The 13,355-nt window shown below is 66.2% G+C and carries 10 protein-coding genes and 1 other RNA gene; 7 read left to right on the top strand and 4 right to left on the bottom strand.

Going from position 1 to position 13,355, the window contains the following annotated elements:
* Nucleotides 1–14 precede the first annotated feature (14 nt).
* The 3 genes from QRM89_RS18975 to QRM89_RS18965 form a co-directional block, all read right to left on the bottom strand.
* A non-coding RNA gene (locus tag QRM89_RS18975) (sX9 sRNA) lies at nucleotides 15–89 on the bottom strand.
* Nucleotides 90–166: 77 nt separating this feature from the next.
* Entirely contained in the window at nucleotides 167–529 is a 363-nt protein-coding gene (locus QRM89_RS18970; RefSeq protein WP_103702511.1) for a response regulator, read from the bottom strand.
* Nucleotides 522–1,685, bottom strand: a complete 1,164-nt coding sequence (locus QRM89_RS18965) for a PAS domain S-box protein (protein WP_285448707.1) — start codon at nucleotides 1,683–1,685, stop codon at nucleotides 522–524. Before QRM89_RS18965 ends, QRM89_RS18970 begins: the two co-directional genes overlap by 8 nt.
* Before the next feature lie 156 nt (nucleotides 1,686–1,841).
* On the opposite strand from QRM89_RS18965, the gene QRM89_RS18960 reads away from it, so the two are divergent.
* The 6 genes from QRM89_RS18960 to trxC all read left to right on the top strand — a co-directional run bounded on the left by QRM89_RS18960 (nucleotide 1,842) and on the right by trxC (nucleotide 8,679).
* Nucleotides 1,842–4,982, top strand: coding sequence for a response regulator (locus QRM89_RS18960; RefSeq protein WP_285448706.1), 3,141 nt, complete (start codon nucleotides 1,842–1,844; stop codon nucleotides 4,980–4,982).
* Entirely contained in the window at nucleotides 4,955–5,803 is an 849-nt protein-coding gene (locus tag QRM89_RS18955) for a CheR family methyltransferase (RefSeq protein WP_192885994.1), read from the top strand. Before QRM89_RS18960 ends, QRM89_RS18955 begins: the two co-directional genes overlap by 28 nt.
* The gene (locus QRM89_RS18950; protein WP_011036380.1) at nucleotides 5,800–6,387 is read left to right on the top strand and encodes a chemotaxis protein CheB; all 588 of its coding nucleotides are present in this window, start codon (nucleotides 5,800–5,802) and stop codon (nucleotides 6,385–6,387) included. The genes QRM89_RS18955 and QRM89_RS18950 overlap by 4 nt, the downstream gene beginning before the upstream one ends.
* Nucleotides 6,384–7,508, top strand: a complete 1,125-nt coding sequence (locus QRM89_RS18945; protein ID WP_285448705.1) for a hybrid sensor histidine kinase/response regulator — start codon at nucleotides 6,384–6,386, stop codon at nucleotides 7,506–7,508. Before QRM89_RS18950 ends, QRM89_RS18945 begins: the two co-directional genes overlap by 4 nt.
* A 180-nt stretch (nucleotides 7,509–7,688) precedes the next feature.
* Nucleotides 7,689–8,057, top strand: a complete 369-nt coding sequence (locus tag QRM89_RS18940) for a DUF1428 domain-containing protein (protein WP_285448704.1) — start codon at nucleotides 7,689–7,691, stop codon at nucleotides 8,055–8,057.
* 175 nt (nucleotides 8,058–8,232) lie between these two features.
* Nucleotides 8,233–8,679 carry a thioredoxin TrxC gene (gene trxC / locus QRM89_RS18935; RefSeq protein WP_011036377.1) on the top strand — a complete coding sequence of 149 codons (447 nt, stop codon included), beginning with the start codon at nucleotides 8,233–8,235 and terminating at the stop codon, nucleotides 8,677–8,679.
* A gap of 306 nt (nucleotides 8,680–8,985) precedes the next feature.
* Here the strand turns inward: trxC and QRM89_RS18930 are convergent, their stop codons facing one another.
* Nucleotides 8,986–11,355 carry a TonB-dependent receptor gene (locus QRM89_RS18930; RefSeq protein ID WP_285448703.1) on the bottom strand — a complete coding sequence of 790 codons (2,370 nt, stop codon included), beginning with the start codon at nucleotides 11,353–11,355 and terminating at the stop codon, nucleotides 8,986–8,988.
* 297 nt (nucleotides 11,356–11,652) lie between these two features.
* On the opposite strand from QRM89_RS18930, the gene QRM89_RS18925 reads away from it, so the two are divergent.
* Nucleotides 11,653–13,302, top strand: coding sequence for a glycoside hydrolase family 43 protein (locus QRM89_RS18925; protein WP_225041314.1), 1,650 nt, complete (start codon nucleotides 11,653–11,655; stop codon nucleotides 13,300–13,302).
* The last annotated feature ends 53 nt before the right edge of the window (nucleotides 13,303–13,355 follow it).

Below are 13,355 nucleotides of genomic sequence, written 5' to 3'. Positions count from 1 at the left end.
TGCAGACTAAGAGCGGCTAACAAAACGTAACGAGTAGCCGTCAGGTGGTTGCGGACGGCGCGGAGGAACCGGAGTGTACGTGGATACATGCCGATTCCGAGCACCGGCCGCGCCCGCCTGGCGGCTGCGCAGTCGTTTTGATAGCTGCTCTGAGCAGTAAGGCGACTCAGCCGCCTTCGCCCTTCAACAGGCCGATCAGCTGGCGCAGGCGATAGGGTTTGGGCAGGAAATCCACCTGGGCCGGCAGCGGCGGCAACTGTGCCTTGGCAAAGCCCGAGGCCAGGATGATGCGTGCCTGCGGCAGCAACTGGCTCACCTGTTCGCTCAGTTCGATACCGGACATGCCGTTGGGCATGCGGATGTCGCTGAACACCACGTCGTAGGGGCCTTTCTCGCGCAGCATGCGCAGCGCGCTGTGGCCATCGTCGGCGGTATCGACGGTGATGCCGGCGTCGCGCAGCGCTTCGCCGATGAGATCACGCAGTTCCTGTTGATCTTCGACCATCAGCAAGCGCAGGGAATCAGTCATGCTCGGCCTCCAGAATCGCCGGGAGCAACAGGGTCACGGTGGTACCGCGGCCGGGCGCGGTCTGCAGATCGACAAAGCCGCCGGATTGCGCGGCAAACCCGTGCACCTGGCTCAAGCCCAGGCCGGAGCCCTTGCCGACTTCCTTGGTGGTAAAGAACGGCTCGCTGGCACGCTGCGCCACCTGCGCAGACATGCCCGGGCCCGTGTCGCTGACGGCGATGCCGACATAGGCGCGCGCGGGGCCGTGCGGGTCGTCCAGCGGTGTGCGCTGTTGCATGGACGCAGACAGCACGATGCTGCCGCCGGCAGGCATCGCATCGCAGCTGTTGAACACCAGGTTGAGCAAGGCTGCCTCCAGTTGGCCGGGGTCCACGCGCACATCGGGCAGCGCATCGGCAAAGTCCACGCGCAGGCTGATGCCGGCCGGGCAGGCGCGCCGCAGCAATTCGAGCGAGCGCTCCACCACCGCCGCGGGTGCGTGGCGCTCGGGCACCAACCGTTGTCCACGGGCGAAGGCGAGCAACTGCCGGGTCAGCAAGGTGCCACGATCCACCGCGGTCTGCGCGGCCTCCACCAGCATGCGCGTGCGTGCATCCTCGCCGGCGCGCAGCGCGATCAGGTCCAGGCTGGTCACCATCACCGTCAGCAGGTTGTTGAAATCGTGCGCCAGGCCCAGTGTCAGGCGTCCCAGCGCTTCGACTTTCTGCGATTGCAGCAACGCCTGCTGCGCGTGCTGGAGCAACTGCTGGGCTTCATGGCGCTCGGTGATGTCGCGGGTGACCTTGGCAAAGCCGATCAGCACGCCATGCTCGCGCACCGGCTCGATCACCACGCTGGCCCGGAAGCGGCTGCCATCCTTGCGCAGGCGCCAGCCCTCGGCGGAAAAGCGTCCTTCGCGCAACGCCGTGTCCAGCGAGCGCGCGGGCTCGCCACGCTCGGCGTCTTCGGGCAGATAGAACCGCGAGAAATGCGTGCCGAGCACTTCGTCGGCGCGGTAACCCTTGATGCGCTCGCCACCGGGATTCCAGCTACGCACAACGCCCGCGGTATCCAGCAGATAGATCGCGTAGTCGGACACGCTCTGCACCAACAGATGGCACTGCCGGCTGTCGTAAGAAAGCGGCCCAACGCTGTCCACGGCCGTTTCCGCATCCATCGCGCGGTTTCCCCCGGAAAAGCGCGCGACCATAGTGACGGGGCCGTGAAGGCAATGTGCAAGCCAACACGGCTGTAAATCCGTCAAAAAACCGGCGATTTGCGTGTGAATTTTATCGGCTACCATGACCGCCCTCCCAGTTTGGTTCACACCTTCATGCAGAACATCACGACCTCGCGCGACCGCTGGATCTGGGTGATCGCAGCAGGGTTGATGGCCGGCACGTTGGGGGTGGAACTGGTCACGCCGCTGGGGTACGCGGTGTGGCTCACCTACTTTGTCGCCGTCGGCGTCACCGTGTTCCAGAACCATGTGCGCGTGCCGCTGGTGGTGGGCGTGCTGTCGTGCGTGTTGCTGGCAATCGGTTTCCACCTGGCCCCGTCCAGCACCAACTCGAGTTTCTCCTCGGTCAACCGCAGCATCGGCGGCATCTCGTTCCTGGCCATGGCGCTGGTGGTGATGCAGGCGATCCGCGCGCGCCGCCAAGCCGAAACCGCGCTGTGGCTGCAGCAAGCCGAAAACACCGTCGAAGCGAGTCTGCGCGGCGACCAGAGCCCGGAAGCGCTGGCCGATGCCGCCGTGCGCGCCCTGTGCGACACGCTGCAGGCGCAGGTCGGCGCGCTGTACCGGCTGGAAGGCGAGCGCCTGCGCCTGACCGGCGGCGCCGCGCTGGCCGAGGACGTGCCGAGCACCCTGCCCACCAACCTCGGCCAGCTGGGCGAAACCCTGCAGCGCGGCAGCGTGCGCCGCGTGCGTGGCGTGGATGCCGGGCACCTGCAGATTACCTCGAGCCTGGGCAAGAGCGATTGCCAGGAATTGCTGCTGGCGCCGGTCACCGCCGACGGCCGCATCATCGGCATCGTCGAGCTGGGCCGCACCGGTGCGCCGGGCACGGCCGCCACACGCGAAGAAGAGCTGCTCGCCCGCTGCGGCGAGAACATCGGCGTTGCCTTGCGCACCGCGCTGCTGCGCGCCCAATTGGTGAGCCTGCTGGAAGAAACCCAGCGGCAGAGCGAAGAATTGCAGACGCAGCAGGAAGAACTGCGCGTGGCCAATGAGGAACTGGAAGAACAGAGTCGCAGCCTGCAGCAGTCGCAGAGCGATCTGGAACAGCAGCAGGCCGAGCTGGAACAGACCAACGTGCAGCTGGAAGAGCGCACCCAGGCACTGGAGGCGCAAAAACAGGCCTTGCTGGTGGCACAGGGGCAACTGGTGCGCAACAGCAACGAGCTGTCCACCGCGTCGCGCTACAAGTCCGAATTCCTGGCCAACATGTCGCACGAGTTGCGCACCCCGCTCAACAGCTCGCTGATCCTGGCCAAGCTGCTGGCCGACAACAAGGACCACACGCTCACCGCCGAGCAGGTGAAGTACGCGCAGGCGATTCATTCGTCCAACAACGACCTGCTGGCGCTGATCAACGACATCCTGGACCTGTCCAAGATCGAAGCCGGGCATGTGGAATTGTCGGACGACACCGTGGCGATGAGCTCGGTAGTGCAGCGCCTGCGCGACACCTTCGAACCACTGGCGCGGCAGAAAGGCCTGCAGCTGGAGATCAGCGCCGACGCCGCCGCACCGACCCAATTGGTGGTCGACAACCAGCGCCTGCAGCAGATCCTCAAGAACCTGCTGGCCAATGCGATCAAGTTCACCGAGCACGGCCAGGTCAGTCTGGCGGTGCAATCGCACGGCAACGGGCGCGTGCGCTTTGTGGTGTGCGATACCGGCATCGGCATTGCGCGCGAGCAGAGCGAGGTGATCTTCGAAGCATTCCGCCAGGCCGATGGCAGCACCCGCCGGCGCTATGGCGGCACCGGGCTGGGTTTGTCGATCTCGCGCGATCTGGCGTTGCGCATGGGCGGCAGCATCAGCGTGGACAGCGAGCCCGGACGTGGCAGCTGCTTCACCCTGGAACTGCCCGTGGACGGCGCACCGGCCGACGCAGCTGCCCCGGCTGCTGCACCGGCCACGCACCTCGCGCCCACCCCGCACAGCGACACCGCGCAGTTCTTTGCAGCGCGCACGTCCGCCGCGACCAGTGCTGCGCCGGTAACAACGCCTGCCAGCAACGCGGCACAGAGCGTGCGTGCCGACGATGACCGCGATCAGCGCACTCGCCCCGGCCGCTTGATCCTGGCGGTGGAAGATGAAACCCGCTTTGCGCAGGCCCTGGTCGACCTGGCGCACGAGCTCGATTTCGATTGCGTGGTGGCGCCCAATGCCGAAGAAGCCCTGCGGCTGGCCGCCGAACTGCGCCCCAGCGGCATCCTGCTCGATATCGGACTGCCCGATGCCTCCGGTTTGAGCGTGCTGGAGCGGCTCAAGCGCAACCCGGCCACCCGCCACATCCCTGTGCATGTGGTCTCGGCGCTGGAGCGCAGCCAGATTGCGCTGGAGCTGGGTGCGGTGGGCTACCTGATCAAGCCGGCCACCCGCGAATTGCTCGCCGGGGCGATCCGCCAGCTGGAAGAAACCAACGCCCGCGCACTGCGCCGCCTGTTGATCGTGGAAGACGACAGCGCCCTGCGCGCCAACCTGGAACTGCTGCTGGCGCGCGATCAGCTGGAGATCGTCGCGGTCGGCACCATTGCCGAGGCGATGGACCAACTGGGCAGCGCCACATTCGATTGCATGGTCACCGACCTGGCCCTGCCCGACGGCAGCGGCTACGACCTGCTCGAACGCATGGCCGGCAACGATGCGGTGGCCTTCCCGCCGGTGATCGTCTACACCGGCCGTGCGCTCACCCGCGACGAAGAACAACGCCTGCGCCGCTATTCCAAGAGCATCATCATCAAGGGCGTGCGTTCGCCCGAGCGCCTGCTCGATGAAGTGACCTTGTTCCTGCATAGCGTGGAAGCCTCGCTGCCCAGCGACCAGCAGCGCCTGCTGCGCGAAGCGCGCCGCCGCGATGCGGTACTCGATGGCGCCACCGTGTTGCTGGCCGAAGACGACGTGCGCAACATCTTCGCGCTGTCCAGCGTGCTCGAACCACTGGGCGTCACCCTGCAGATCGCCCGCAACGGCCGCGAGGCGCTGGAGCACCTGGCCAAGCACGAGGTGGACCTAGTGCTGATGGACATCATGATGCCGGAGATGGATGGCATCACCGCGATGCGCCAGATCCGCGCCAACCGCCAGTGGCAAGACCTGCCGATCATCGCCCTGACCGCCAAGGCGATGGTCGACGACCGCGAACACTGCCTGCAGGCCGGCGCCAACGACTACATCGCCAAGCCCATCGACGTGGACAAGCTGGTGTCGCTGTGCCGGGTGTGGTGCTCGCGGCAATGACTGCGGTGGAGCTGTTCGACCTGGAGCTGCGCGTACTGCTGGAAGCGGTCTACCAGCGCTACCACTACGATTTCCGCGATTACGCGGTGTCGTCGTTGCGCCGGCGCATGCGCCACGCCATGGGCCGCTTCGACTGCGCGCGCGTGGCCGATCTGCAGCACCGCTTGCTGCACGAGCCGGACACCTTTGCCCAGGCAATGCAGTTCTTTACCGTGCAGGTCTCGGAAATGTTTCGCGACCCGGCGTATTTTCGGGTATTGCGCGAACACGCCGTACCGGTGTTGCGCACCTATCCGTCGATCAAGCTGTGGGTGGCCGGCTGCAGCACCGGCGAAGAAGTCTGGTCGCTGGCGATCCTGCTGCACGAAGAAGGCCTGCTGGAGCGCGCGGTGATCTACGCCACCGACATCAATCCCGAAGCACTGAACATGGCCGAGGCCGGTGCCTATGGTATCGACCGTATTGCCCAGTTCAGCCGCAACTATCTGGACGCCGGCGGCCGCGGTTCGTTGTCGGACTACTACACCACCGCCTACGACGGCGCGGTGTTCGACCGCCGGCTCAAGCGCAATATCGTGTTTGCCGATCACAGCCTGGCCACCGACACGGTGTTCTCCGAAGTGCATCTGGTGTCGTGCCGCAACGTGCTGATCTATTTCAACCGCGGCCTGCAGGATCGCGCGGTGGGCCTGTTCTACGATGCGCTGGTGCACCGTGGCTTCCTTGGGCTGGGCAGCAAGGAGTCGCTGCAGTTCGGCGCCCATGCACAGGCCTTCGAAACCTGTGCGCGCGAGCAGCGGTTGTACCGGAAGGCCGCATGAGCCCGGCCACGCCGCAGTATCTGGAATTCGATGCCATCGTGATCGGCGCTTCCGCCGGTGGCGTGATGGCCTTGCAGACGCTGTTGTCCGGCCTGCCGGCCACGCTGCCGATGCCGGTTCTGGTGGTGCTGCATTTGCCGCGCGACCGCCCCAGCCAGGTGGCCGAGCTGCTGGATGCGCGCTGCGCGCTGCCGGTGCGCGAAGCCATCGACAAACAACCGCTGCAGCCCGGCACGGTGACCATCGCGCCGCCGGACTATCACCTGCTGGTGGAAGGCCGTGACAGCCTGGCGTTGTCGATGGATGCACCGGTGTTGTTCTCGCGCCCGGCGATCGACCCGTTGTTCGAATCGGCTGCCGATGTGTTCGGCCAGCGGCTGCTCGCGATCCTGCTCACCGGTGCCAGCAGCGACGGCAGTGCCGGCGTGGCTGCGGTGCGCACTGCCGGCGGAAGCGCCTGGATCCAGCGCCCCGACGATGCCGCCTCTCCCCTGATGCCCGCCTCCGCCCTCGCCCATGCCGGCGCCGATGCGGTGCTCACCCTGCAGGCGATCTGCAGCCGACTGGAAGCCTTTCACGCATGAACCTCACCGCGACCAGCGCCGCCGCCCGCAGCGACGAACCCGCCAAGATCCTGATCGTCGACGATGTGCCGCAGAACTTGGTGGCCATGGAAGCGCTGCTGCAACGCGAAGGCATCCAGGTGCTGTGCGCGGCCTCCGGTGCGCAGGCGCTGGAGCTGCTGCTCGAACACGATGTGGCGCTGGCATTGCTGGATGTGCACATGCCGGAAATGGACGGCTTTTCGCTGGCCGAGCTGATGCGCGGCTCGCAGCGCTGCCGGCATGTGCCGATCATCTTTTTGACCGCCTCGCCGAACGACCCGATGCGTGCGTTTCAGGGCTATGAGACCGGCGCGGTGGATTTCCTGCACAAGCCGATCGAGCCGCACGTGATCCTGAGCAAGGTCAACGTGTTCATCGAGTTGTACCAGCAGCGGCGCCTGCTCAAGGCGCGCAATGCCTCGCTCGAACGCGCGCTCACGCTCAACGAAACCATGATGGCCGTGCTCACCCACGACCTGCGCACGCCGCTGTCGGTGATTCTGCTGTGCGCGGACAAGCTCGGCCTGGACGTGCCCGAAGACGGCTCGGCCGCGCGCACACTGGAGCATCTGGAAAACAGCGCGCGGCGCATGGCGCGCATGGTCGAACAATTGCTGGATTTCTCGCGCCTGCGTACCGACGGGCTGTCGATGCAGTTCGGCCCATGCAACCTGGGCGAGGTGGCGCACAGCGTGGTGGGCGAAGTGGCGCAGGCCAATCCGCACACGCCGATCGAGTTGCGCACCGAAGGCGACCTGGACGGCGATGGCGATGGCGACCGCCTGGCGCAGGTGGTGTCCAACCTGGTCGGCAATGCGGTGCTGCATGGTGGTCGTCACCCGGTGCAGGTGCACCTGGATGGCCGTGAACACGACACCCTGCGGCTGTCGGTGCGCAACACCGGCCACATTCCCGACACCTTGATGCCGCGGTTGTTCGAGCCGTTCAAGGCCAGCTTCCATGCCAGCCAGGGGCTGGGGTTGGGGTTGTTCATCGCTGATCAGTTCGTCAAGGCGCATGGCGGCACCTTGCAGGCACGCAACGAAGACGGCGACGTGGTGTTCGAGGCCAAACTGCGCCGGCGCAACCTGGCTGCCTGACACCGGTCTGCGGTGCTGTTGGCGACTGCCCTGGCGGCTTGGGCAGCACGGAGAGCAGCAAGCAACCCCATCCGCACGGTGCAACGCAGTGCCGCGCGCAGTCTCCGATGTCGATTTTTGCAGGCTTCATTCGTCGTGATTTACAGACGCACGCCGTGCGTCCTGCCAACGGAGGTTGTCATGTCGTATATCGATGGGTTTGTGCTTGCTGTGCCCACTGCCAACAAAGAGAAGTTTCTCGAACACGCCCGTACCGGCGACGCGATCTGCCTGGAGCATGGCGCGCTGCGGGTGGTGGAATGCTGGGGCGACGATGTGGCCCATGGAAAGCAGACCGACTTCTACCGCGCCGTGGAAGCCAGCGTGGACGAAACCGTGGTGTTTTCCTGGATCGAATGGCCGGACAAGGCCACCCGCGATGCCGGCATGCAGAAGATGATGGATGACCCGCGCATGGATCCGGAGAACAACCCGATGCCGTTCGACGGCAGGCGCATGATCTACGGCGGCTTCGTGCCGGTCGTCACGCTGGGCAAGGCGGCCCGCTGAGCGCATTGCGCGGCAACTACGGGTGGATGCATTCGCCAGTGGCAGTGCATCCACCCGCCCTGCACAAGGCTGCAGCGGTGCGCGCATTACACTGACCAGCCTGCGTGTACTGCATTGCAAGCCGTTGCCGCACACGCCGTGCCGGGCAAATGCGCGTACCCACTGGAGAGCCTTGATGACCGATACACCGCTACTGGTGGCCTGCCCCAGCTGCGCCGCAATGAACCGGCTGCCGCCCTCGCGGCTGCGCGATGCGCCCAAGTGTGGCAGCTGCCATACCGCCTTGTTCCTGGGCACGCCGGTGGCGCTGTCGTCGGCGGATTTCGATAAACATGCGGTACGTAGCGAACTGCCGCTGCTTGTGGATTTCTGGGCCCCGTGGTGCGGGCCGTGCCTGAGCATGGCGCCGCAGTTTGCCGCGGCCGCCGCCAGCCTGGAGCCGCAGCTGCGCCTGGCCAAGGTGGACACCGATCTGCATCCGGTGCTGGGCACGCGGTTTGGAATCCGCAGCATCCCCACCCTGCTGATCCTGCGTAACGGCAAGGAACTGGCCCGCCAGTCCGGCGCCATGGGCAGCACACAGATCATCGCCTGGGCGCGTTCGGTGCTTTCCAGCCACTGAGTCTGTGCATGCGGATGCGTGCCGCCTGCAGTGTGTGCATGCGGCATCCGACACATGCGCGCGTCAGGCCATGAGGTCGATCAGCGGCCGGCCAACTGGCAGCAGTGGTTGATCCACGCGCAGGTTGCACGATGAGACGCCTGCACGCTGCAAACCGTTTGAACGCTGCAAGCCGTTTGAACGCTGCAAGCCGTTTGAACGCTGCAAACCGTTTGAACGCTGCAAACCGTTTGAACGCTGCAAACCGTTTGAACGCAGAGCGGCGGCTCGTGGCCGCCGCTCTGCTTACAGCGCTAACGCTTTCGCTTACTGCCAGTTGACGTTGACCGACACGCCCACAATGCGCGGCTCGTTGTAGACCGCGGCCATGTAGTTCTCGATCACGCCCTTGACGTTCTTTTCGTTGGTGATGTTGCGCGCAAATGCCGCCACTTCCCACGCGCCATAGCCACCGGTGTAGCCCAGCTTGAGACCGCCCTCGAAGTTACCGTCGGCGCGGAATTCGGTGGAGTCGTACAGCACGAAGCTGGTTTCGCCCTGCTTGTTCCAGTCGGTGGACACGAAGAACGCGCCGTCATTGCCCACCGGAATGTCGTAGCGCGCGGCCAGGTTGAGGTTGTACTTGGGCGCGTTGGGCAGCGGGTTGCCATCGATCTGCGCGAAGGTGTTGGCGCCCACGCGGATGGTGGGGTCGTTGACCGTGCACACCACCACGCCGTTGAGCGCACAGGCCTGCGCATACACGCGCTTGTCCTGGATTTCGCTGTGCAGCAGGCTCAGGCCGGCGGTCAGCGACAGGTTGGAGATCGGGCGCCAATCCAGGTCCGCTTCCAGGCCGTAGGCCTTGGCCTTGTCGGCATTGAACAGCACGCCATTGCCGTCGGCGTCGTTGCCGTTGAGCTGGATGTCGTCCACCGTGTAGGTGAAGCCACTGACATTCAGGCGCAGGCGGTTGTCGAACAGGCTGCTTTTGATGCCCGCTTCCCAGGACAGGATGGTTTCCGAATCGGCGGTGGTGAAGTCCGAGTTGAACACCGCGCTGCGGCCCTGGATGGTGGGGCCGCGGAAGCCGCGGGCCACGCGCGCATACACGCTCAGGTCGGGGTTGAGTTCGTACATCGCGCTCAGGTCCCAGCTGGGCTGGGTGTCGGACAGGCGCACGTCGCGGCGGCCGCGGTAGGTGACCGCGCCGGCAGCGGTGTCGGCGGTCTTGAGCAGGCGGGTTTCCTTGGTGTCCTTGGTCTGGCGAATGCCGGCGGTCAGCGTGAGCGCATCGGTGGCCTTGTAGCTGAGCTGACCGAAGCCGGCCCATGAAGTATTGGTGTTGCGCAGGCGCACCCAGTTGTTGGGGTTCCGGGCGGCGGTCTGCAGGAAATAGGCGCGCTGGTAGAAATCGGTGGTGTCGCGGCCATCGAAATAGAACCCGCCCACCTGCCACTGCAGCGCGTCATCGCCCACGCTGGCCAGGCGCAATTCCTGGGTGTACTGGTCGAGGTCGCGGATCTGCCCCATCGACTGGCCGAAGCCGTTCGGCACACCGTTGACCGGATAATTGGCCGCCGCGCCGCCATCGGTGTCGCCACGGCTGTAGCCGGAGGTGGTTTCGTAGGCGCTGATGGAGGTGAGCGACACGCCGCCGAAGTCGTACACCGCCTTGATCGAGCCGCCATCGGTCTTGTACGCCTGCGGGTTGTCGTGCGCTTCGTCGTAGGCCACGCGGTCGCGCGGCACATCCACCTTGTCGCTGCCCCGGGTCACCGCGTTGCGCAGGAACAACGTGGAGGTACCGTCGTAATCGCGCGTGTGTGCGGATGCCAGCACCGAGAATTCCTCGCTGGGCTTGAGCAGCAGCTGCAGGCGCGCGTTGCGGTCGTTGTAGCCGCCCATCGCGTCCTTGCGCGGCGTGCGCGTGCCGTCGGCGCTGCTGCCGGCGAAGGTGTTGTCCACCCAATCGTCGCGGTGCTGGTACAACGCCGACACGCGGAACGACAGCACATCGTTGATCGGCCCGCCGAAGCCGCCATCCAGCGAGATGGTGTTGTAGCTGCCGTAGCTGGCGTTGACGCGCCCGGTGTAGGTATCGCTGGGTTTGACGGTGTCGAACTTGACGATGCCGGCCGTGGTATTGCGGCCGAACAAGGTGCCCTGCGGGCCGCGCAGCACTTCCACCTGGTCCACGTCGTAGACGGGGTTGGACTTGAGCACCACGTGCTCCAGCACCACGTCGTCCTGGATGATCGACACCGGCTGCGAAGCGCCGAGATAGAAGTCGATATTGCCCAGGCCGCGGATATAGAAGCGCGGGAAGATGCGCCCGGTGGTGGTTTCCGCATAGAAGCCCGGCACCCGGCCGGACAGCGCCAACAGCGTGTCGTCGCCACCGGCGGTGTACTCGCGCATCGCCGCGCCCTGCACCACGCCCACCGACACCGGCACTTCCTGCAGGTTCTGTTCGCGGTGCTCGGCAGTGACGGTGACCGTGTCCAGCGCGGTCGGGCTGGCTTCGCCCTGGCTAGTCGGCGCCTGTTGCGCGGCCGCGCCAGTGGCCACCGATGCAAGCAGCAATGCGGCGCAGGCGCGTGCCAGCGGCGTGCGCTGCAGCCCGGCGCTGGAGCGCGTCACGTTGCGTGCGGCAAGGGAGGACAGGGAAGAAGCAACAGGCGAGTACAGCGACATGCGAGGGTGATCCTTGGGTGGGTGGCGCGTGGTTGCGTCCGTTCGGCGTGCGCAAGCCGTTGGAGGCGCCGTGTGGCGCCGCGCGCACGATATGTCAGCGATGTTGCAGCTCTATGGCAGCGATGCCGGCCGCGATGCGTCGCTCAGTACGCGCCTCCAGCCATTCCGGCCGGCACGCCTGGCATGGCAAACCGTCATGCCGGCGCTGCGGGCGGGCTGTCATGCTTGGCAGCGCGCCGGCACACCGTCCAAGGCGCCGCGCTACCAGGGGGAAATGCTGTGAGACGACTGCGATGGATGTGTGGCATGGCGCTAGCCATGGCCTGCCAGATGGCAATGGCCGGCACGGCGTTGGTCACCCAGGTGGACTACCAGGGCGATGACGGCGGCGCGGTGCCCACTGACGCGCAGTACCGCAATCCGGTGCTGGCCGGCTTCTATCCGGACCCATCGGCGATCCGCGTCGGCAAGGACTTTTATCTGGTCACTTCCAGCTTCGGGTATTTCCCGGGCCTGCCGGTGTTCAAGAGCAGCGATCTGGTGCACTGGACCCAGGTCGGCAATGCCATCGATCGCCCCGGCCAGATCAACTACGGCAACGACGCGCTCACCCGCGGCCTGTTCGCCGCCAGCATCAGCCACCATGACGGCACGTTCTACATCGCCAACACCTGTTTCTACTGCGATCGCGGCAATTTCCTGATCACCGCCAAGGACCCGGCCGGGCCATGGTCGGATCCGATCTGGCTGGACGCCAAGGGCATCGACCCGTCGCTGTTCTTCGACGACGACGGCAGCGCCTGGCTGGTCAACAACGATGTGCCGGCCGGCAAGTTGCGCTACGACGGCCACCGCGCCATCTGGTTGCAGCAACTGGATCTGCAACGCATGAAGCTGATCGGCCCGCGCCAGGTGATCGTCGACTCCGGCTTCCAGCCGGCCAGCAATCCCGAGCACATCGAAGGCCCGCATCTGTTCCGGCGTGACGGCTACTACTACCTCACCGCGGCCGAAGGCGGCACCGGTGAGCAGCACGCGCAGATGATCTACCGCAGCCGCCAGATCGCCGGCCCCTACGAGCCGTGGTCGGGCAATCCGGTGTTGACCCAGCGCGACCTCGACCCGGCGCGCCCGGCCCCGATCACGTCCGCTGGCCATGCGCAGTTCGTGGAACTTGCCGATGGCAGCTGGTGGGCGGTGTTTCTGGCCACCCGCCCGTACCGCGGCAACCACTACACCCTGGGCCGCGAAACCTTCCTGCTGCCGGTGCAATGGCGCGATGGCTGGCCGCTGGTGTTGCCGCATGGCAAGGCGATCCCGTCGGTGGCCACGCGCCCACCGCTGCCGGCCGGCACGCAGGCCACGCCGACCAGCGGGCCGATGCACTGGAGCGAGCGCTTCGATGGCGCGCGCGTGCCGATGCAGTGGATGACCATCCACCCGCCACGCCAGCCGTGGTTTGCCACCGGCCCGACCGGCCTGCGCATCACCCCGTCGACCATCGCGCTGGGCACCGAAGGCGCGGGCCAGCCCGCCTATCTCGGCCACCGCCTGCAGCACCATCACGCCACGCTGGTGGCCAGCGTGGACGGCAGCGACCTCTCCGTTGGCGAACAAGCCGGGCTGGCGGTGGTCGCCAAGGAAAGTCATTTCCTGGCCGCCATGCTGGTGCGCGAGACCGCCGGCAATGCGGTGGTGCTGTACCGCCGCGCCGGCACGCAGGAGCCGCCCACCGGCGTGGTCCTGGCGCGCATACCGCTGCCTGCGGTCACGCAACCGGTGAAGCTGCGCGTTGCGCTGGATGCGGCAACGGTGCACGTGGATTTCGCGGTGGGCGACGGGCAATGGCAGACCTTGCTTGAACACGGCGACGCCAGCCTGCTCAGCACCGAAACCGCCGGCGGCTTTCTTGGCGCCACCTTCGGCCCGTACGCCTACAGGCCGTAAGCCGTAGTGCCGGCGTGCTGCCGTTCTCGGCGGCAGGCATGGCGCGTCATCGA

It is taken from the genome of Xanthomonas sp. LMC-A-07 (assembly GCF_030208825.1).
In the GTDB taxonomy this organism is placed as follows: Bacteria; Pseudomonadota; Gammaproteobacteria; order Xanthomonadales; family Xanthomonadaceae; genus Xanthomonas; species Xanthomonas campestris.
This window is presented reverse-complemented; position numbering and strand designations above follow the sequence as displayed.